14 protein-coding genes and 1 tRNA gene are annotated in these 21,101 nt (G+C 66.5%); 3 read left to right on the plus strand and 12 right to left on the minus strand.

What is annotated here, in order from left to right:
* Positions 1–72 precede the first annotated feature (72 nt).
* Positions 73–3,720, minus strand: a complete 3,648-nt coding sequence (locus tag JMV16_RS07485; protein WP_201493624.1) for an EAL domain-containing protein — start codon at positions 3,718–3,720, stop codon at positions 73–75.
* 866 nt (positions 3,721–4,586) lie between these two features.
* Here JMV16_RS07485 and JMV16_RS07490 point away from each other — a divergent pair.
* Positions 4,587–4,886, plus strand: a complete 300-nt coding sequence (locus JMV16_RS07490; protein ID WP_201493625.1) for a helix-turn-helix domain-containing protein — start codon at positions 4,587–4,589, stop codon at positions 4,884–4,886.
* Positions 4,883–6,250, plus strand: coding sequence for a HipA domain-containing protein (locus tag JMV16_RS07495; RefSeq protein WP_201493626.1), 1,368 nt, complete (start codon positions 4,883–4,885; stop codon positions 6,248–6,250). Before JMV16_RS07490 ends, JMV16_RS07495 begins: the two co-directional genes overlap by 4 nt.
* 23 nt (positions 6,251–6,273) lie before the next feature.
* Here the strand turns inward: JMV16_RS07495 and JMV16_RS07500 are convergent, their stop codons facing one another.
* From JMV16_RS07500 to rsmB, 11 genes are all read right to left on the minus strand, one after another.
* A complete protein-coding gene (locus JMV16_RS07500; RefSeq protein WP_201493627.1) occupies positions 6,274–6,594 on the minus strand; it encodes a hypothetical protein in 321 nt (106 codons plus the stop codon).
* A 37-nt stretch (positions 6,595–6,631) separates the two neighbouring features.
* A complete protein-coding gene (locus JMV16_RS07505) occupies positions 6,632–10,060 on the minus strand; it encodes a DEAD/DEAH box helicase family protein (protein ID WP_201493628.1) in 3,429 nt (1,142 codons plus the stop codon).
* 182 nt (positions 10,061–10,242) lie between these two features.
* Positions 10,243–10,815: a hypothetical protein gene (locus JMV16_RS07510; protein WP_201493629.1), complete on the minus strand. Its 573-nt coding sequence runs from the start codon at positions 10,813–10,815 to the stop codon at positions 10,243–10,245.
* Entirely contained in the window at positions 10,812–12,080 is a 1,269-nt protein-coding gene (locus JMV16_RS07515) for an AAA family ATPase (RefSeq protein ID WP_201493630.1), read from the minus strand. Before JMV16_RS07515 ends, JMV16_RS07510 begins: the two co-directional genes overlap by 4 nt.
* Before the next feature lie 38 nt (positions 12,081–12,118).
* Positions 12,119–13,267: a restriction endonuclease subunit S gene (locus JMV16_RS07520; RefSeq protein WP_255511414.1), complete on the minus strand. Its 1,149-nt coding sequence runs from the start codon at positions 13,265–13,267 to the stop codon at positions 12,119–12,121.
* Complete coding sequence (locus JMV16_RS07525) at positions 13,264–14,802, minus strand: class I SAM-dependent DNA methyltransferase (RefSeq protein WP_201493632.1); 1,539 nt, start codon at positions 14,800–14,802, stop codon at positions 13,264–13,266. The genes JMV16_RS07520 and JMV16_RS07525 overlap by 4 nt, the downstream gene beginning before the upstream one ends.
* 317 nt (positions 14,803–15,119) lie before the next feature.
* Positions 15,120–15,195, minus strand: a tRNA-Phe gene (locus tag JMV16_RS07530).
* Positions 15,196–15,238: 43 nt separating this feature from the next.
* Positions 15,239–15,943: a response regulator gene (locus tag JMV16_RS07535; RefSeq protein WP_201493633.1), complete on the minus strand. Its 705-nt coding sequence runs from the start codon at positions 15,941–15,943 to the stop codon at positions 15,239–15,241.
* 5 nt (positions 15,944–15,948) lie between these two features.
* A complete protein-coding gene (locus JMV16_RS07540; RefSeq protein WP_201493634.1) occupies positions 15,949–18,249 on the minus strand; it encodes a sensor histidine kinase in 2,301 nt (766 codons plus the stop codon).
* A 13-nt stretch (positions 18,250–18,262) separates the two neighbouring features.
* Positions 18,263–18,847 carry a DUF4390 domain-containing protein gene (locus JMV16_RS07545; protein ID WP_201493635.1) on the minus strand — a complete coding sequence of 195 codons (585 nt, stop codon included), beginning with the start codon at positions 18,845–18,847 and terminating at the stop codon, positions 18,263–18,265.
* A 34-nt stretch (positions 18,848–18,881) separates the two neighbouring features.
* Positions 18,882–20,228 (minus strand): 16S rRNA (cytosine(967)-C(5))-methyltransferase RsmB, encoded by a 1,347-nt coding sequence (gene rsmB, locus JMV16_RS07550; protein WP_201493636.1) that lies wholly within the window; start codon positions 20,226–20,228, stop codon positions 18,882–18,884.
* Positions 20,229–20,416: 188 nt separating this feature from the next.
* On the opposite strand from rsmB, the gene folE reads away from it, so the two are divergent.
* The gene (folE, locus tag JMV16_RS07555) at positions 20,417–21,094 is read left to right on the plus strand and encodes a GTP cyclohydrolase I (protein WP_236580404.1); all 678 of its coding nucleotides are present in this window, start codon (positions 20,417–20,419) and stop codon (positions 21,092–21,094) included.
* Positions 21,095–21,101 lie beyond the last annotated feature (7 nt).

Below are 21,101 nucleotides of genomic sequence, written 5' to 3' on the forward strand. Positions count from 1 at the left end.
GGCAATCGGCAGACCTTGCCAAGCGGGCCTTGTGCAGCCCCGGCGCCGCACGTCCGGTCCGCCACCGGCCCGCTACCGGCCTGCTACTGCCGCCTTGGACACCACGGTTTCGTCGCGACGGGCTAACTCTTCCCACGCCGCTTCTGGCCGCCATGTGGCCGCCCAGGTGGGCATCTCCTCGGCCGGCATGGGCCGGGCGATGCCATACCCCTGGGCCAGTTCGCAGCCCAGTTGCAGCAGCGCAGTGCCGTGCGCCACCGTCTCCACGCCCTCGGCGATCACCTCGCGCTTGAAGGCAGCCGCCAAGCCCATGACGGCCAGCAGAATGGCCGAATCACTGCGGTCATCGAGCATGTCGCGCACGAAGCTCTGGTCGATCTTGATCTGCGCCACGCCCAGTCGCTTGAGGTAACTCAGCGACGAATAGCCAGTTCCAAAATCGTCCAGCGCAAACTCCACGCCCAACCGGGAGCAGGCTTCGATGACCCGGGACACTTGTGCAATGTCCTCCAGTGCGCTGGTCTCCAGGACTTCCAGGCCGAGGCTGCGTGGTTCTACGCTTGGATGAGCAGCAAGAATGGATTGCAGGCGCTGGACGAAGTCGACCTGTTGCAGGTGCCGCGCATTCACGTTCACGCTGACTTGCAGGTCCAGCCCCTTGGCGCGCCAGAGTTCCACTTGTGTCAAGGCCTCGTCGATGACCCACTCGCCAAGCTCCACGGTCAGGGGATGCGTCTCGATGACCGGAAGGAACTTGCCTGGCGCGAGCAAGCCCTCTTCCGGATGCTGCCAGCGAATCAGTGCCTCGGCGCCAATGATCTGGCCGGTTCGCATATTGACCTTGGGCTGGTAGTGCAGGACGAACTCCTTGTTGGCCACAGCCTGACGAATGCGGTCTAGACTTTCATGGCGCCCGCGTACATCGCGATCGAGCGCGGCATCGAATATCTGGTATCGGTTCTTGCCAGCTTGCTTGGCCTGGTACATGGCCTGATCAGCCTGCCTCAGCAACTGGTCTGCGTTGATCTCGCTGGCCTGCGGATAGAAGGTAACGCCCAGGCTGGCGGACAACTGCAGTGTGAGCTGCCCCAGTTTTACCGGCTGTGCGGCTGCCACCAGGAGCCGAGTGAGCATGGCCTGGCTGGTGGCCATGTCGTCCAGGTCGCTCAGGACGGCCACGAACTCGTCGCCCCCCATTCTGGAAAGCGTGTCGCTCTCGCGCAATGTCTGACGCATTCGCGTGGCCAGGGTGACCAGCACCTGGTCGCCGGCCTCGTGGCCGTACTGGTCGTTGACGGCCTTGAAGCCGTCCAGATCCAGGTAGGCCACGGCCAGGCGTTGACCTCGCCGCTGGGCCTGGAGCATGGCTTGCTGCAGCCGGTCTGCCAAGACCGCACGGTTGGGAAGATTGGTCAGCGCGTCAAAGTGGGCGATGTGCTCCAGGTCGCTCTGATGTCGCTTGATTGCCGTGATGTCGGTAAACAGGGCGACATACCGCAATGCCCTGCCGCTGGCGTCGCGCACGGCGCTGATGGCAATCAATTCGGCGAAAAGCTCGCCGTTCTTCCGCCGGTTCCAGATTTCTCCGTCCCAATGCCCCAGGGACAGCAGGTCGTTCCAGATCGCGGCATAGAACGCCTGATCATGCAGGCCCGACTGAAGCAGGCGCGGATTGCGGCCGATCACCTCCTCGCGCGAGTAGCCCGTGATTCGGCTGAAGGCCTCATTGACGTCGATGATGATGCCGCCTGCGTCAGTGATGGCTATGCCCTCCCTGGCGTGGCGGAACACGCTGGCGGCCAGACGGAGATCTTCCTCTTCCTTCCGGCGCTCCGTGATGTCCTGGACCAATCCTGACACGCGAACCACCGTCCCAAGGGCATCCCGTTCCGGGAATCCCTTGGTCAGGCAGGGACGCTGATTGCCATCCGGTTGAACGGTCATCAATTCGAGTTCGTAGGGCGTGCCGTCGGATACAGCCTTGTCAATGGCATGGAGGAGTTGTTGTGCAGATTCGGGTGTATACAGTTCGGTCAGGCCCTGGAGGTTAGGGACACCCAGGTCGGGGTTGCGGCCGAAGATGCGGTACATCTCGGGCGACCAGGTCACGACATTGGCGTCGACCTCCCACTCGAAACTGGCCAGGCGTGCCATGCCTTCGGTGCGCTCCATCATGAGTTGGATGCGTTGCAAGGCGCGCTCGGCCAGCTTGCGCTCGGTGATCGCGGTATGGGTGATCACCGCGCCCGCCTGCGCACCCGGCCCCAAGGGCAGAACCTTCATCGAGAACCATCGCCGCCGGTCTGGCGAATCGCAGGGGTATTCGAAGCCGAACTCCGGCGTGTGACCTGCCAGGACCGACTCGATGCCCAGCCGAACACTCTCGATCCCTTCGACGCCCGCTTTCGATCCGGCGTCGCAGGCCGCGAGATAGTTCGAGCCAATGCCGGTATGTGCTGCCGGCCTCCCGGGCTCAAGGCTGTTCTCCAGAGAATATTGATGCCAGCGGGTATTGACGGCCTGGATGACCCCATTGCGATCAACGACCGCAATTTCGGAGTCGAGTGAGTTCAGGACGACTTCCTTGAAGGCTTCGCTGGCCTTCAGCAGTTCTTCTCTGCGGGCGTAGCTCTCGAGCAAGCTGTTGAAGCTGCGAATCAACTCTCCGACTTCGTCGTTCCGGGATACCGGCAGCGCTTGCACGGGTTGATCGTCGCTGAGTCGGTCTGCGATGGCCCGACTGGCCACCAGCATGGGTGCGAACTGCTGGCGCAGCATTCGTCGGGTCAGCAGCCAGGTCAGGACTCCGGCCAGCACAGTGAGGGCCATGGCGCCGGCAAACAGACGCCTCAGCATGCTGTCCACAGGTGCAAATGCCTCTTCGGCAGGCAGAATGGCAGCGATGAACCAGCCGGTCGCAGGGATCGACTTTGCCGCCGACAACTCCAGGACGCCCCTGGAACTGACTGCGGTGCCGAAGCCTTCGTAGCCCTGCATGTAGAGGTCGTGCATGGCATTGATGCCAGGCGGGGGCACGGGCTGCATGACGCGCGATTTGTCGGTCGCCGTGACAATCATCTTGTGCTGGGGCGCGATGAGCAGGTAACCGCCGCTGCGGCCGTAGTGGGACTCGGAGATCCGATCCAGAAAGTTCGGCTTGCCCAGATTGATGGTGGCCACCATGGCGCCGATGACCTTGCCGGCGCCATCGAAAACCGGCGCGGTGATGCTGAAGATGGGTGCGCCCAGTTTCTTCCCCATGGCTGGCCGCCCGATCATCGTCTTGCCGTCTCTCAGCGGGATGGAGACTGACTCCCTGTCGAGATAGTTGGTACCAATCCGCCCGGCCGAGTGCGGCACATCGGCTATCGCTGTTCCATCTGTTCCCGTGATGAAGACGCCACCGTTGAACAAGAGTTGGAGCAGCGGCCGTTGATCGAGCAGAGCCTGCAGTGCCGGCTGATTCCAGAATATTGCGGGTGTAATTTCCTTGGCGATGATCTCCAGCGCTTGCCTGCGATCATTCAGGCGATCATTGATTTCACGGGCCATCCCGGTCACGGCAGAGAACTGCTGTGCCCCCATCACAAGCTGCATTTCCTCTCGCAACACGCGACTTGCATAGAACGCGATTGACCAGATGCCTGCCAAGAGGAACAGCAGCGTGATCAGGGTCACCCTCGTCTTGAGCGAGCGCAGCGACGGAAGGTGAAAGTTCATGCTGACGGCCGCCACGGAATCAGAGGGAGGGTGGGCGGAGAGGCAGGCCGGATTGATCGCCCACAGCTATGGCTGCAGGTCGACGGCAAGGGTCGGGGACGCCAGAGGCAAGGGCGGTTGGCCGCGAGCCCTCGATGCGGGGCGCCGTCCTGCATTGAGCCCAAGTGCCCGCAGCGATGTTGGCAGGCCAGGGGCAAGCGCGCTGCATCGGAGTGCTGCTGAGCCGGCCAACTTCATCCCGATGCTCCTGGTTGGGGCGCGGAGAGCGCACTTGGGGAGAGAGCCGTTGACGCACCCGAAGCCCGAGCCGAGACGTTCGGAGCAAGCATGGCGTGCGGTGTCTATCTATCGGCACGCCCTGGCCGAACCTGAGGCAGCCGACGCCGGTGACGGCCCGCCTGCTGCAATCAGCCCGTCGATGCAGGCCGGCTGCATGCGCAAGGCATTCAAGGCGGTCTCCCCTGGCCAGACGCCGGACGCCGGACGCCCGCTCAACGCTCGGCCCCTTCCCCCCCCGCCCGGTGGTCGAGGCCACCTGACATGGGGCCCAGTGTGTCTTGCAGGCGCTCTTCTCGGTGCCGGCCGAGCCGGCTGCCGTAACCGTTGGGGAGCAACTGACCCTGGCTCGACCCATCGTGGAGGCGGACGGCGGTCTACGGTGGATGACACGGCAGCTCATCGGGGTGGAGCGGAGGTTGCAGTTTCGGAGTTTAAGTTTTCTCCGTCGCTGAGGCGTCATTAAATGCTCTAATTTCGGAGTTCGAGGAACTTTCTCATTGCGAAGCCTCATATGTGGCATAGTTTCGGACTTCAAGGAACATCCGCATCCTGACGCTGCGAGGACTCCTCATTTCTGGAACTCCGAAATGACAACAGAACCGACCGCCCTGCAGGCCCCACTGCACATCGAGACCGCAGCCGATCTTGGCCCGGCCGTGCGGGCGCATCGACGCGAGCAGTCACTTCGCATAGACGATGCAGCTTCACTCAGTGGCGTCTCGGTTGACCTGCTCTCCCGACTCGAAAACGGCAAGGGCTCGGTGCGGTTCGACAAGCTCCTGACCGTGCTGGACGGGCTGGGACTGGCACTGGTGGTGGGCCCCAAGGACCACCCCTGGTTGCAGTCGGTCTCGAGACCCCGCTCCGGGGACACGAAGCAGCCATGACGCCGGCGGCCACGTCCCCGCACTCTCTCACCCTCTGGGCCGACGGCCAGGCGGTCGCCACCCTGGGCCACGAGCCGCTGAGGGACCTGTGGTCACTCGACTACGACCACGACTGGGTCCAGACGCCGCAAGCGTTCCCGCTGTCGCCCGCCCTGCCACTGGCGCCCCCCGCAGACGGCTACGCGGCCGGCGCGGTCAAGCGCTTCGTGGAGAACCTGCTGCCCGAAGGACGCGCGCTCGACATCACCGCCACGACCTACCGCGTCTCCAAGTCGAACATCTTCGCCCTCATCAACGCGCTCGGCACCGAGACCACAGGTGCGTTCCGGTTCTGGCCAACGGGGGAGGCACCACCCTCCATCGTTGCCATGCCAGCGCGGGAAGTGACCCGGGACGAGCTGCATCAACGCCTGAGCGAGCGTGATGCGATTCCGCTGGCCGTGTGGGATGGCAATGTCCGCATGTCCATCGCGGGCGTCCAGGACAAGATGATGGTCTACCTCGACCGTCCCCTCGACGAGGGCGGTCGCATATTCCTTGTCGAGCCCCCGTTGGCGTCGACCCACATCCTCAAGCCCGAGCCGGGGCGGACGGCGACTCCCCATCTCGTGGTCAACGAGCACTACTGCATGTCTCTCGCCCGACGCATGGGCCTTCCGGTCGCCGACGTCAGCATCTATAGAACGCCAAGGCCGGTACTGGTCGTCAGCCGCTTCGACCGCGTCGTGCGGGAGGAGGCGACAGGGCCCGTCGTGAAGCGCCTGCACATCATCGACGCCTGCCAGGCCGCGGACCTGCCTGCAACCTACAAGTACGAGCGGAATTTCGGCAGCGGCGAGCATGTTCGCAACATCCGCGAGGGCGTCAGCTTCGCAATCCTGTTCGACCGCGTGGCGCAGACGGTCAACAAGGCCGCCGCGCGCCTGACCTTGCTCAGATGGGCACTGTTCCAGTTCCTGATTGGCAACAGCGACGCGCACGGCAAGAACTTCTCGTTCTTCGTTCGCCGCCAGGGGCTGGAGCCGGCGCCCTGGTACGACCTGGTCAGCATGGTGCAGTACCCCGCCATCGACCACGAGCTGGCGATGGCGTATGGCGACGCCTTCTCGCTCAACGACGTGGATGCGTTCGAGTTGGCGGCCTTCGCGATGAGATGCAATGTAGACCGACGACTGCTGAAGCGCGAGGCCACGCGGCTGGCCAAGCTCGCGACCGCGCACGCACCGCCGCAGGCTCTCATGGACGACTACGTGGACGAAGAGCGGGCCTTCACAGGGCAACTTCGCGACTTCATCGTTGGTCAGGCATCGCGGCTGACAACGCTGGCGGCTGCCGCCTCCAAGATAAAGGACGAGTACTTGTAGGTCGTGACGACTACGACGTACGGCTAGGGACTGCTGGCGGCATCGACATAGCGCACGTACCCTGGGCCGGCAGTTCGACGCGGTCTGGCGCCAGTCATGTTCCGTGCGTTGGCGTAGAAGATGTCTGTGCCTTCATCCCGATTCGTCTTCACTGCCACGATATCGGCACGTATCCAGGTATCACCGAGGACGATGTCGATCTCAGCGCAAGCGCTGGCCCGCGTCACGCTGACGGCTGTCTGCATGGCGATTCCGCAGCCAGACTCGTACACCTTGCCATCATCGTGAAGGTAGGTGAGCGGCAAGTTGGCGCGCTGCTTGGTGAAAAGTACCAACCTCTCCATCGATTCGCTCCCGATGCCTTGCCTGGGCCATGCAGTGCTAAGCCGCCGCCCGCTGCCTGATCTCGTCAAGCACCTGCACCATCCGATCGACCTTGGCCACCGGGAACAGGCCCTCCGGCCCCTGGGGGCTGATGTCGAGAAACGGCGACTCGTACAGCCGCCCGGCTTCCATCACACCGTTGGTCGTCAGCTCGGAAACGATCAACTCGATGAACTCGATCTGGTCCGGCGTGGCCTGGGTGCCCGCGATCACTTCGCTGAAGGCTTGCGATACCGCCTCGCGCTCCATGCCCACCAAGGAGCGGATGAAGATGCCCAGCCCGAACATGCCTTCGGCCGCCTTCTGGATCAGTTCCGGGGTGCCGCCCGCGTCCGCCAGCATGCGCTCCAGTTCTGCCAGGTCGGTGGGCGTCAGCGCCTGGCCGCGCCGCAGTCGCTGCAAGGCCAGATGCCCCTCGTGGGCCTTGAGGAACTGCCGCGCCTTGTCCTTGAACCGGATCATGTCCAGAGCCAGGCCCGCAGCGATACCGACTTCGGGCAGGTCGAAGTGGGTCTCGGCGCCCAGCTCGTCGATGAAGTCGGTGTAGACGACCTTCTTCTTCGACTTCTCGATCAGCTTGACCAGCAGGCGCAGCCGCTTGCGGGCGTTCTCCAGCATGCCCAGCGTCACGTCGTTCCACCATTCGTCGCCCGCGATGGCCTGGATCAGCACCATCTCGGCCTGGATGGCAGGCACGGCTTCCTGCTCCTCCAGGGCGCTCGCAATGGTGCGAATCTGATCCCGCAGCGCGCCAAACCCGGGCGCGGCTTTCACGATGGCCAGCTGCGTGCGCAGCACGAGCAGGTCGAAGCGTTTGGCCTCCTCGTCCGCGTCCACCAACTCAGTGGGCAAGCTGGCGATGTGGCTGGCCAGCTCAGTGTGGTCGTCGCCGGTCAACGCCTTCCAGGCATCGGGCCGCGCAAACTTCTCGACGGCGCGCCGCTGCGGCCGCACCACGAAGTTCTGAACATTCATGGCCGCCACCACCTGGTGCAGATGGCCGGCCATGCTGTCGCGCAACTGCTGGTGGTTGGGTTGCGGCCCGTACTTGGCAGGGGGCTCGTTGACGTGCTGCCCGCCGAAGCCCTTGTGGTCCAGCTCTTCGATCAGGCTCAACCGCGCCTTGAACAGGCGCGTGCCCAGGGATTCGCCGCCACTGCCGTCCGTGGTGTCCGGGTTCTGGCTGAAGAATTCCAGGTTCTGGCAGTAGTCGAACAGGTAGAAGAACTTCTTGTGTTCGCCCGGGCCGAACAGGTCAGGGCACAGCCGCGTGCCGCGCCCCACCATCTGCCAGAACTTCGTGCGTGAGCGGACGATCTTGAAGAACACCAGGTTCACCACCTCGGGCACGTCGATGCCGGTGTCCAGCATGTCCACCGAGATGGCGATGTGCGGCGCCCTGTCCTTGGCCGAGAAGGCGTCGATCAGGCTCTGCGCATAGACGGTCTTGTAGGTGACGACCCGGGCGAACTCGCCCTTGTAGTGCGGGTAGTTGACATTGAAACGCTCGGCGATGAACTCGGCGTGCTCGTTGTTCTTGGCGAACACGATGGTCTTGCCCAGGCGGTCGCCGCCGGCCACCTTCTGGCCTTTGGTCATCAGGTGCGCCAGCGCCTTGTCGACCGTGTCGGTGTTGAACAGCCACTTGTTCAGGGCCGCCGCCTCCACCTCGTTGGGCGGCGGGGTGCCGTCCTCGGTCCACTCCAGGGCGTCCCACTGTTCCTTCTCGGCCTCGGAGAGCTGGGCGTACTTGATGCCGTCGCGCTGAAACTTCAGCGGCACCGACACCGCCAGCGGCGGCACCAAGTGGCCATCGGCCACCGCCTGGTCCAGCGGGTAGGCGTCGGTGGGCACGCCGTCCTCCAGGTCGAACAGGCCGTAGGTGTTGTGGTCGATCTCGTCCTTGGGCGTGGCCGTCAGGCCCACCAGCAGGCAGTCGAAGTACTCGAAGATGGCGCGGTACTTCTGGTAGACCGAGCGGTGCGCCTCGTCGATGACGATCAGGTCGAAGTGGCCCACGCCGAAGCGCCGCTGCCCGTCCATCGCCTCGTCGATCAAGCCCATCATCGTGGGGTAGGTGGACACGAACACCCGCCCCTCGGTGTGCTTGTCGGTCACCAGATTGACGGGCGACGAGTCGGGCAGGTGGCGCTTGAAGGCATTCACCGCCTGGTTCACCAGCGCCACCCGGTCGGCCAGGAACAGCACCCGCTTGGCCCAGTTGGCGCGCATCAGCACATCGGCCAGGGCGATCACCGTGCGCGTCTTGCCCGCGCCGGTGGCCATCACCGCCAGCGCCTTGCGCAGGTGGTGCTGCTCGAACGTCTCGCCGATGCGGCGCACCGTGCGCACCTGGTAGTAGCGCTCGATGATGCTGTCATCGATCACCGCGGTGGCCAGCGGCTTGCGGCTGCTGCGGCGCTGGATCATCAGCGCCAGCTCGGCCTTCTTGTAGAACCCCTGCACGGCGCGCGGCGGGTAGAGCGCGTCGTCCCAGATCCAATGCTCATAGCCGTTGGAACAGAAGATCACCGGCCGCTGGCCGTACTGCGCTTCCAGGCAGTCGGCATACAGCCTGGCCTGTTGCTGGCCCACCTTGGCGCCCTTCTTCGTGCGCTTGGCTTCCACCAGCGCCAGCGGCTTGCCGTCGTCACCCCACAGCACGTAGTCGACGAAGCCCTTGCCTTGCGCGTTGGGCATGCCGCTGACCTCGATCTCGAAGTTCTTCTTCGGGTCGAGTTGCCAGCCGGCCTCTTTCAACAGCAGGTCGATGAAGTAGTCGCGGGTTTCGGCTTCGGAATAGTCGTGGGTGTCGGGTGTGGCGGCGTTGGCCAGCTTGGCGGCGGCCACCTGCTCACGCAGCCGGGCCAGTTCGGCATCCAGCGCCGCCGTGGCGCCCAGCAGTGTGGAGAGCCTTTCATCGCGCTCGGCGAGTTGCGCTTGCAGCTTCTGCAACTGGTCCAGGGTCTGCGGTGGCACGGCCGGGGCCGCGACGGCAGGCCGGGCCAGCAGCGCCGGGTTGAAGGCCAGCCCGGGGTCCGGTCGGCCGCGCTGGCCATAGGTGCGCGCCAGCCAGTAGCCGATGTGGAACAGCTCGCGTGTGGCCACCACGGCATCGGCCGGCAGCACCTTGCGGCCGCTGTGCACCGCCTGGTTGCCAAGTTCCTTGATCACCTTGGCCTTGGTGAACACCGCCTGGCCCACCACCTGAGCAAAGGTGGGTTCATGGATCAGCGCGCTCAGGTTGTCCTGGTAGGGCAGGCGCAGGCCGCGGTCGTGCTTGTAGAGCCAGGCCACCGCCATTTCCAGCGTGCGCCGAGCGTAGAAGCAGGAGGCCCGCGCGTCGGTGTGCGCCATGTCTTCGGCCTTGGTCGCCGCCTCGTGCAGCAACGGCCACTCAGCCAGCAGGAAGCTGAAGTTGCTCATGCCTGTCCGCCCCATGAATTGCAATTGGCCGCGCCTCGATTGCAGATGCCCCGGCGAGTCAACCCGTTGAAAGACAAGGCAAAATTCGGCTGCATTGCAACTTCAGCCAGTCTTGTTTGCAACTGGCTGGCCGGGGTTGCAATCGGCCGGCGGTGGGCTGGAACCCCTGCTCGGCGTTCGAGTCACGGCACAGCCTGGGCTTCAACCGCAGCCGCCAGCAATGGGGCGACGGTTCGCAGGCCGTCCAGCGTGAGTTGCCCGCTGGTGTACATCCGGTACCACGACCGGCGCCAGCGAATGACGCGCTCGCCGTCGCGCAGCTTCAGTCGGGTCAGCGTGAACTCCGCCTTTGCGCGGTAGGCGGCGGGGACGGCATTCGTGGCGCGCATCTGCAGCGAAGGCAGGATGATCTCGAACCAACCGGCGCCCACTTCAAAAGGGTCGAGCACTGCATCGTCGGCATCCCGCTTGGACGAGTTCAACGGCCCGGACGCGAAACGGTAGTTGCTCCACGCGTAGGCCAGATCGCGGTGGTGCGTGAAGCTGAGAAAGTGATCCACCGTGCCTCCGGTTGGATCGTGCATGGCAGCGTAGCCGCACAGGTTGCTGAAACCGTCGGACAACCGGGAGGTGTAAGGCCCCCACAGCGCCGGGGGCCGTGCTGCCGCAGGGTTGTTGGCCAACCATGCGTCGCCCGGTTCCTTGACCTTGGCATCGAAGCCGCGTGGCTTCTTCACCCGGGCTACCGGGATCATGCTGTGCCCCCCGCCCGGTCCACCCCATTGATCATCCTGGTGTCGACCAACCAGCGCGGCCAGAACTCATCACCCGCCGACAGCAGCCTGCGCAACTGGGCATGAATCGCCGCCTGGGTGTCCAGGCCCGCGGGCAGAGGCTTGTCTCCCCGCATGAAGGCTTCGGCTGCCTCGATGGCATGTTCGGCTTCTACCGACCGCGCTTGCTCCAGCCCGAATGTTTCGGACACCAGCCAACTGCTGGCGTCACCCTGGGTGGCCCAGCCGCCTTGGTCGATGGCCACCTGGCCGTTGCGCAGCAAGAGGTGAACCAGGTCGTCCTGGCCGGCATCGAAGAACGGCTCCAGCGACGCCGCCACCAGCGGCGAATGGGTGGCCACCAGCATCTGCGGCGCACGGCCGGTCTTGCCGCGAAGGGTGTCGATGGCGGTCAGCACGCTGGGCAGGATGGCGCGCTGCCAGCGCGGGTGCAGATGCGTCTCGGGTTCGTCGAACAGCACCACGAAACGGTCTACCGGCTTCTTGCCCAACAGCCGCGCGGCGGCCCGGTGCTCGTGCCAGGCCCACACCAGAAAGTAGGCCAGCGCCAACACCCGACGCACGCCGGCCGAGGCCAGCGACACCGGCACGGTCTGGTTGCCCACCAGCAGCGTCGGCCGTTCGCGGCCCTCGCCCAGGAACACGCGCTGCGGCTGCCCCACCCGCAGCGGCTCGGACGGCGGCGACAGCACACGCAGCACGTCTTCCAGCACCTTGAACTGCGGCTTGCGGCCTTCCTGCCAGTTGACCCAGTCACGCTCCAGCCCTTCGCACACGCGCTGGCCTTTGATGTCCAGGCCGTCCCACACCTGCGGCGCCTGAAAGTGGTAGGCCGCGGGGCGGCCAGGGTCGGTACGCCAGTAGTTGCGCGCCGGATCCCACACCGAGAAGCCACCGTCGATGCGGATGTAGACCACGATGCCCGGCATCGGTGGGCGCTTGGCCTCCAGCGGCCACGACTCGTCGGCGCGGCGGAACGTGGAAGCCACCGTCACGGTCGACTTGCCGGCACCCTTGACGCCGTATTCGATCGTCGCCTTCTTGGCCGACGGCGCCGGCAAGGCCACCGCGCTGGCCCAGGTGCGCGTCAACGCCCACCATGCCAGGTCGAGCAGGAAGCTCTTGCCCAGGCCGTTGTCGCCGGCAATCAAGTTGATGCGCTCGGCCCAATCGACGCGCACGTCGGGGGCGAGGCCGACGTTCTTCAGGTGCATGTACTGCAGCATGGGTGCGGCTTGCCTTGGAGGTGGTGCCTGATTTTGGCTTACAGGCCGCCGTTGAAGGCGCGGTGTTGGAGGGAGGCGAACAGCGCGTCCAACTCGGCCAGCGCGGCGCGGTGAGTGGCTTTCAGGGATTCGACGGCTTGGATGCGGGTGGCGAAGGTTTGTTGGAGGGTCAGCGGCGGGACTGCGATTTCGAACTTCTCGAAGGCTGACTTGTTCAGGATTGGCACTGTGGTGCTGGCGGCCTGAGCGGCCAATTGACCCTTGAGGAATCGAAGCGCCGCGAGGCCATAAACGTCATCCACGGCATCACACCATTCGACGGCGTTTATCTGTTGATTGAAGGCGCTACGAACCTTAGCCATTCCCAACTTGCCGACCGTGCCAATGCAGCACACAAGTGCTGCGCCGGCTCGGACTGGGTTGACTTCAGCGACGCCTTCCTCTGTGAGCGTGCGCTTTGCAGGTTCTTCGTTTTCGAGGTCGCCAGGTGTGATGAACGGTACATCGCCCCCGAACATTCCTTCCTTGGACGAAGGCGGTGTTCGACCAGTTGTCACGCGCCCGAGAGCCTTGAGCGGTGATTTAGGCCAGGACGAAGGAAGCTGACGTGGATCACCGAACATCTCGATGAAGATGGACTGCGTAAGGCTATCCAGTTGCGCCAAGGCCTCCCGGCGCTTGGCGCTGAGCTCATCGGCTTTGTCGAGGATAGCGGCGATGCGGCGTTGTTCGGGAAGCGAGGGGAGGGGAATACTCAGCGCCTTAAGCGTTGTTGCATTGACGCCGGGCTGCGCCACCCCTCTGGCACCTTTTGAGATCTGCGCCCAGTAGTCCTTGGACTGGAAAAATTGATTCACAAAATGTGGATCGATTTCCTTGACCAGTCGGACTCGAATCAAGTACGAGGCGAACACAGCGTCTTCGGGGCAGTCCTCTATAAGAAAAGTCTTGCCGGTCGTGGCGCCTGTTCTGGCGAACACGATGTCACCAGGCTGAAGATTGGCCTCTTTGGCTTCTCGGACGCTGCACTCGCACCATGGGACTTGGCGCCAATCCACGCCATTGGCCTGAATATCAGTAATTCGCAGGAACTTGGGTCCGACTGACTCCCTTGAAGCAGATGCAGTAACCCCGTAGTCAACGCTGTTCGCGACTTGACTCAAGGGAACCCGAGGCCAGTTGCTCACCCGAGCATCCCCTCAAGCTCCTTCATCCCCGCCTGAATCTCCTCCTCCAACTCAGCTAGCCTCGCCAGAATCTCCAAGGGCGGCACATGCTCCACCGCGTCATGCACCACCTCCTTGTACCGATTGATCGACAGGTCATACCCATTGCCCGCGATCTCCGCCTTGGGCACGCAAAAACTCTGGTCGGTGCGCGCACGCTGCCGCTCGGCGCCATCCTTACGCCGCCAGCGCACCAGCACATCGGGCAGGTTGTTCTTCGCATGCTCGGCCTCGCTCAAGGCCTGCGCCGGGTTCACGCCCAGCAGGTTCTCAGCCAGCAGCGGTGCCCGCTTGTCGTCCAGGCTCCACCCATCGGCGCGCATGTCGTAGAACCACACGCTGTCGGTGCCGCCGGAGTTGGTCTTGGTGAAGAACAGGATGGCGGTGGACACGCCCGCGTAGGGCTTGAACACGCCCGAGGGCAGCGACACCACGGCGTCGAGCTTGTGGTCTTCAACGATCAGGCGACGCAGTTCCTTGTGCGCGTTGCTGCTGCCGAACAGCACGCCGTCGGGCACGATCACCGCGGCGCGGCCGCCGGGCTTGAGCAGGCGGATGAACAGTGCCAGGAACAGCAATTCGGTCTTCTTGGTCTTGACGATGGCCAGCAGGTCCTTGGCCGTGTTCTCGTAGTCCAGGCTGCCGGCAAACGGCGGGTTGGCGTGGATCAGCGTGTACGCCTCTTCGTCGTCGGCGTGGTCTTGCGACAGCGCGTCCTTGTAGCGGATGTCGGGGTTGTCCACCCCGTGCAGCGCCAGGTTCATGCTGCCGATGCGCAGCATGGTGTTGTCGAAGTCGTAGCCGTGGAACATGCCGTGGTGGAAGTGCTCACGCAGCTTGGCATCACGAAAGGTCTCGGGGTGCTTGTCGCGCAGGTACTCACCGGCCACCACCAAGAAGCCGCAGGTGCCGGCGGCCGGGTCGCACATCACGTCTTTCGGTGTGGGCGCGGTCATCTCGATCATCAGCCGGATGATGTGGCGCGGCGTGCGGAACTGGCCGTTCTGGCCGGCACTGGCAATCTTGCCCAGCATGTATTCGTAGAGGTCGCCCTTGGTGTCGCGGTCGTCCATCGGCACCTGGTCGATCATGTCCACCACCTTGGCCAGCAGCGCTGGCGTGGGGATGGTGAAGCGGGCGTCCTTCATGTGGTGCGCAAAGCTGCTGCCATCGCCGCCCAGGCTGCGCATGAAGGGGAACACATGCTCGCCCACCACGGTGTACATCTCGGCCGGCGCGAAGTTCTTGAAGCGTGACCAGCGCAGGTCGGCGTAGTCGCGCCCCTTGGCGTCGGCGCCCGCTGGGTAGACGCGGCGCTCGATGGGCTTGCCCAGGCGGATGGCCTTGTTCTCTTCCAGCGTGTGCAGGTCGTCGAGCCGGCGCTGGAACAGCAGGTAGGTGATCTGCTCGATCACCTCGATCGGGTTGGCGATGCCGCCGGACCAGAAGGCGTTCCAGATGGCATCGACCTGGCTGCGGAGTTCGCCTGTGAGCATGGGGGGGGTGGGGTTCGGGTGAAGGATTGGCGAGGGCTGGCTCAGGCAGCGATGACATTCACCGGGGTAAATACCTTGCAGTCCCAAGGCGCGGACCCGCGCGGTCAGGCCCAGAGAATAAGGGCACTTCCGGATGCTGGCAGGGCACAGGCAGGCAGCCGTCCGGCGCCGCTCTGGCGGTGGAAAGGGCGGTCAGCCCGGCTTGGATTCCGATTGCCAACGAAGCTCAAGCGAAGCGAGGCAAGCTCGCGGGCCGTATGCGGCCACCCCAGAAACGACGAAGCCCGTCACGATGGACGGGCTTCGGCGGGGATGACTGGTGGCCTGGGGCGGAATCGAACCACCGACACGCGGATTTTCAATCCGCTGCTCTACCAACTGAGCTACCAGGCCGTGCAGAGCCCGCCATTATAGCCAGCTCTTTGGCGCCTTCTGCTCAGCCGCCGCGCTTGTTGCGCGTGAGGTCGACGCCCAGTTGCTTGAGCTTGCGGTAGAGGTGGGTGCGCTCGAGGCCGGTCTTCTCGGCCACGCGCGTCATCGAGCCGTTTTCCTTGGCCAGGTGAAACTCGAAATAGCTCTTCTCGAAGGCGTCGCGGGCCTCGCGCAGCGGACGGTCGAGGTCGAAGCTCTGTTCGGCGTGCGGGCCGTCGTTGAGCATGAGGGCCGGCAGCAGGCCGCCGCCGCCGCCACCGCCGCCAGGGGCCAGCGCATCGCTGGCGCCGCTGCCGTCGCCGCGCAGGCCACCGGCCAGATTGGCCACAACCCCGCCGCGTGGCGCGGGCTTCATCAGCGCTTGGTCCACCGCGCGCAGCAGCTTCTGCAGCGTGATGGGCTTTTCGAGGAAGGCGCTGGCGCCGTACTTGGTGGCCTCGACCGCGGTGTCGATGGTGCCGTGGCCGCTCATCATGATCACCGGCATCGAGAGCTGGCCGCCGGCCGACCACTCCTTGAGCAGCGTGACGCCGTCGACATCGGGCATCCAGATGTCGAGCAGCACCAGGTCGGGACGCAGCGATTCGCGCACCAGGCGGGCCTGGGCCGCGTTCTCGGCCAGTTCGACGGTATGGCCTTCGTCGGCAAGGATTTCCGACAGCAGGGCACGGATGCCGAGCTCGTCGTCTACGACCAGGATGGTTGCCATGGGCTCTAGGTTGTCTGCGTGGGGTCGCCCGCGGTGGCCGGCGCGGGGACGGCCACGGCGCCGGCCTGTCGGGAGGCCGGCGCCGCGGCGAACTTGGAAAATGATAACGAAACGCGCGCCCCGGTCACCGGGCCGTCGGGTTCGTCACCGGCGTGCAGGTTGGCGGCGCGCAGGCGGGCGCCGTGTTCGTCGGCAATCTTCTTCACCACGGCCAGGCCCAGGCCCGTGCCCTTGGCCTTGGTCGTGACATAGGGTTCGAAGGCGCGCTTGAGCACCTTGTCGGCGAAGCCGGGGCCGTTGTCGATGACGGTCAGGCGCACCGCGCGCAGCTCGCCGTGCTCACCGAGCGCGCTGCTGGTGATGATCTCGACCTGGCCGTCGGGCCGGTCGGCCACCGCGTCCAGGCCGTTCTGCACGAGGTTGTGGATGACCTGGCGCAGCTGGGTGGCGTCGCCCAGGATGCGCGGCAACCCGGGCTCCAGGCGCGCCAGCAGCAGGCCGTTGTCCAGCGCCTGGCCGTACAGGGCCAGCACCTCGCCGGCCAGCGCGTCCAGGTCCAGCGGGTGCATCTGCGCCGCCGGCAGCCGCGCGTAGTCGCGGAACTCGTTGACCAGCGTCTGCATGGCCTGCACCTGGCTCACGATGGTGTTGACCGAGCGCTGCAGCAGCGCCTGGTCGGCGCCCTCGAGCTTGTGGCCCAGGCGGTGCTGCAGCCGTTCGGCCGAGAGCTGGATGGGCGTGAGCGGGTTCTTGATCTCGTGCGCCAGGCGCCGCGCCACCTCGGCCCAGGCGGCGCTGCGCTGGGCCGAGACGACCTCGGTGATGTCGTCGAAGACCATCAGCCGCGCGTCGCCGGGCAGGGTGGCGCCGCGCACCAGCAGCGTGAGTGTGGTGCCGTCGCCGCGCTTGAGCTCGAAGCTCTCCTGCCACTGGTCGCGCTCGCCGGCCTCGGGGCTGGTGGCCAGCAGTTCGAAGCGCTGCTCGACGCCTTGCGAGAACTCCTGCAGATCGGGCAGTTCCGACAGCAGCCGGCCCCGCCAGGCCGACAGCGGGCGCTGCAGGATGCGCGTGGCGCCGGGGTTGACGGTGTCGATGTGGCCCTCGCGGTCAAACACGACGACGCCGGCCGTGAGGGTGTCGAGGATGGTCTGCAGCCGCGTGCGCGCGCCCTCCAGCTGCAGCATGCCGCGCTGCACCTGGGTGCGCGCCTCGGCCACCTGGGCCGTCATGTCGGCAAAGCTGCGCGTCAGGCCGCCCAGCTCGTCGGCGCTGGCGAACACCGGCTTGGCCGTGAGGTCGCCGGCGGCCACCTGGCGCACGCCGTCGGCCAGCAGCAGCAGCGGGCGCGTGAGCTGGTTGCCGAGCACGATGGACAGCAGCACGGCGGCAAACACGGCCAGGATCAGCGCCAGGGTCAGCGTGCCCACGTACATGCGGCGCAGGCCGTCGCGCGCCAGCGCGCGCTGCTGGTATTCGCTGTAGGCGGCCTGCACCGCCAGCGCGTCCAGCGCCAGCGTGCGGCTCACCGGCCGCAGCACCATCAGGAAGCGCTCCTCGCCCAGGGCCAGCACGATCTGGCTGCGCGGCACGCCCACGATGGCGCGCACGCGCGCACCGCCACCGCCGGGGGCCAGCGACTCCTCGTCCAGGCCCTCGAACTGGCTCGCGGCGCCGGCCTGCCGGGCCTGGCGCAGCAGGGCGGGCGCCGGGCGCTCGGGCGGGCCCGAGTCAGCGCTGCCGCCGGCGCTGAGCAGCACCTGGCCGCCGGCGGTGACCAGCGAGACGGCGCTGCCGTCGAGCTGCTCGCGCAGGCGCTCCAGCACCAGCGGCGTCACCTGGGTGCGGCTGTCGGCCAGGCGCTCGGCGGCGGCGCGCGTCTTGGCCACCAGGTCGCTGGACAGGCCGTCCAGCGTGCCCTTGCCCAGCGCCAGGCCGGCGTCCAGCGCGCCGGCCACGCGCACGTCGAACCAGGCCTGGATGCTGCGCGAGACGAACTGGTAGCTCACGGTGTAGATCACCAGCCCCGGCAGCAGGCTCACGAGGGCAAAGATGCCGGCCAGCTTGATGAGCAGCCGGGTGCCGAACTTGCCGCGCCGCAAGCGGCTGGCCAGGCGTGCCACGACGAGCACGATGACCAGGGCCAGCAGGGCGGCCACCGCGACGTTGACCCAGAAGATCCACTCGAAATGGCGCTCGTAGAAGCTGCCATCGGGGTTGGCGAACGACAGCACGAAGGCCAGCACCAGCGCCGCGCCGGTGGTGGCCACGACGGCCACGATCCAGGCCCAGCGGGCGGTGCGGCTCATGGCCGGGCGCCTGTCACGGCTCGACCTTGATGACCTGGCTCACGCCCACCGCCCAATCGCCCTTGTCGCCCAGGCTGCCCAGGCCGAACTGCATGGGGCCGGGCAACTGGGTGGTGTCGAGCCGGTAGCTGAACTGCACGTAGTAGCCCTTGTCACCGGCCTCGAGTGCGGCCAGGTCGGCCAGTTTCCAGCCGGCGCTGCGCGAGGCCGTGGCCAGGGCCTCGGAGAGCGTGTGGTAGGTCTGGTTGAGCCCGCCCAGGCTCAGCTTCCAGGCCCCGGTGAGCGGCTGGTAGGCGACGCGCCAGGAGCGCGAGACGCGGGCCACGCGCTCGTCGCGCCAGTACCAGCGGCTGCGCAGCAGCTGGGCCTCGGCGACGAAGTAGATCGGCACGCCGCGCTGCAGCGCGTCTTCTACCGCCTTGGGCAGGCTGACGCGGGCGCTGAACTCGAGGTTGAGGGCGCCTTCGGCACGCGCCGTCTGCAGCGTCGCCAGCTCCACCCCCTGGGCCTGCGCCGGCAGACCGGCCAGCAGGCAGGCACACGTCAGCAGCAGCCGCAGGCCCTGCATGATGGTGTGTCGAACCGGCGGTGGCTGCATGCGGCGGGGCTGGGCTTGGCGGCTGTGGCGGGGCTCAGGTCTTTTCGATCAGGGCGTAGAAAAAGCCGTCCTGCAGATGCGGGCCGCGGCCTGGCGCGCCCGTTGCGGCATTGTCGCGGCTGGGCAGCAGGTGGCCGGGTGACTCGGGCCGCAGCCGCGCCGTGCCGGCTGGCAGGCGTTGCAAAAATGCGTCGATCTGGCCCTGGCCTTCGGCCTTGAAGATCGAGCAGGTGGCGTAGAGCAGCCGCCCGCCGGGCGCCAGCAGCGGCCACAGCGCGCCCAGGATCTCGGCCTGGATGCGGGCCAGCGCGCCCACGTCGTCGGCGCGGCGCAGCCAGCGCACATCGGGGTGGCGGCGCACGATGCCGCTGGCAGTGCAGGGGGCGTCGAGCAGGATGGCGTCGAAGGTGCGCCCGTCCCACCAGGCCTGGGGCTGGCGCGCGTCGGCGGCGGCCACCCGGGCGGCCAGACGCAATCGCCTGAGCGTCTCCTGCACGCGCGCCAGGCGCACCGGGTCGCTGTCCAGCGCCAGCACGTCCAGGTCGGCCAGCTCCAGCAGGTGGGCCGTCTTGCCGCCCGGCGCGGCGCAGGCGTCGAGCACGCGCGCACCGGGCTTCAGCCAGCCGTCACCGACGAGCAGCAACGCCGCGCGCTGGGCCGCCGCGTCCTGCACCGAGACCTCACCCTCGGCAAAGCCGGGCAGTTGCGGCACCGGGCAGGGCTGGGCCAGCACCACGGCCTGGCCGCCCAGCGCCGGGTCTTCCAGCAGCGTTGCGGCCCGGCCCTGGTAGGCCAGGCGGGCCACGTAATCGGCACCGCTGCCGCGGCGGGCGTTGACGCGCAGCGTCATCGGCGGGCGCTGGTTGGCGGCCTGCAGCAGCGGCTGCCAGTCGGCCGGCCAGTCGTGCTTGACGCGGTCTATCCACCACAGCGGGTGGTTGTAATCGCCCAGCGGCGTGCGCCGCACCGCCTCCACCAGCGCCTCGCGCTCGCGCAGAAAGCGGCGCAGCACGGCGTTGATGAAGCCGGCGGCTGCGGGCGCGCGGTGGCGGGCGCAGGCCACGGCCTGGTCAACCAGGGTGTGTTCGGCATAGGGCAGGGCCTCGCCCGGCCACAGCAGGGCCAGCGCGGTGACGAGCAGGGCGTCCACCTTGGGCGGCGGCGTCTTGGGCGCCAGGCGCTGGCGCAGCTCGGTGGCGCTGCCCAGCCAGCGCAGCGCGTGGAAGCTCAGCGCCTGCACGCCGGGCCGCATCTCGGCGGGCACCTGGGTCAGCAGGTCAGTGAGCGAGCGCCCGCCGCGCACCGCTTGTACCGCATCGGCGCTGTGGTCGAGCAGCCGGGCGAGGGCCGGCGAGGAAGGGGCGGAGTCGACGGCGGCCATGGGGCAGTCTACCCAGAGTGAGAAACTGCCGGGCCGCTGGCGCCGGCCAAGGCCCGCGGCCGGCGCGGATGGTTGCGGCGGCGCAGAATGCCTGTCCCCGCTGTACCGACCGAGCCCGCATGCCCCGCTCCAGCCCTTCTGCCGACAAACCCCCGCGCCTGCTGCGCACCGAGGAAGAACTGGCCCGGATGCCGGCCTCGGAGCGCATCCGCTACCGCCTCGTCGGCGCGCGCCGCCGCTACCACGCCAACGACAACATCGCCGCCTACGTGCGCGAGGGCGAGATCGAAGAACTCAAGGCCGAGGTCCAGGCCAAGATGCAGGAGGTGCTGCAGGCCCTGGTGATCGACACCGAGAGCGACCACAACACCCACGAGACGGCCAAGCGGGTGGCCAAGATGTACATCGACGAGGTCTTCCGCGGCCGCTATGTGCCCATGCCGGCGGTGACCGAGTTCCCGAACGTGGCACGCCTGAACGAGCTGATGATCGTCGGCCCCATCACCGTGCGCAGCGCCTGCAGCCACCACATGTGCCCCATCTTCGGCAAGCTGTGGATAGGCATCCTGCCCAACGAGCACAGCAACCTCATCGGCCTGAGCAAGTACACGCGCATCGCCGACTGGGTGATGAGCCGGCCGCAGATCCAGGAAGAGGCGGTCACCATGCTGGCCAACGAGCTGCAGCAGCGCGTGCGCCCCGACGGCCTGGCCATCGTGATGGAGGCCGACCATTTCTGCATGCACTGGCGCGGCGTCAAGGACAGCGACACCGCGATGGTCAACAGCGTGATGCGCGGCGCCTTCCTGAAGGACGCCAACCTGCGGCGCGAATTCCTCTCGCTGCTTTCGCGCAAGAACGGCTGAAGGAGAA

Origin of the sequence: Rubrivivax sp. A210 (assembly GCF_904426505.1) — a bacterium.
Taxonomy (GTDB): Bacteria; Pseudomonadota; Gammaproteobacteria; order Burkholderiales; family Burkholderiaceae_C; genus Rubrivivax.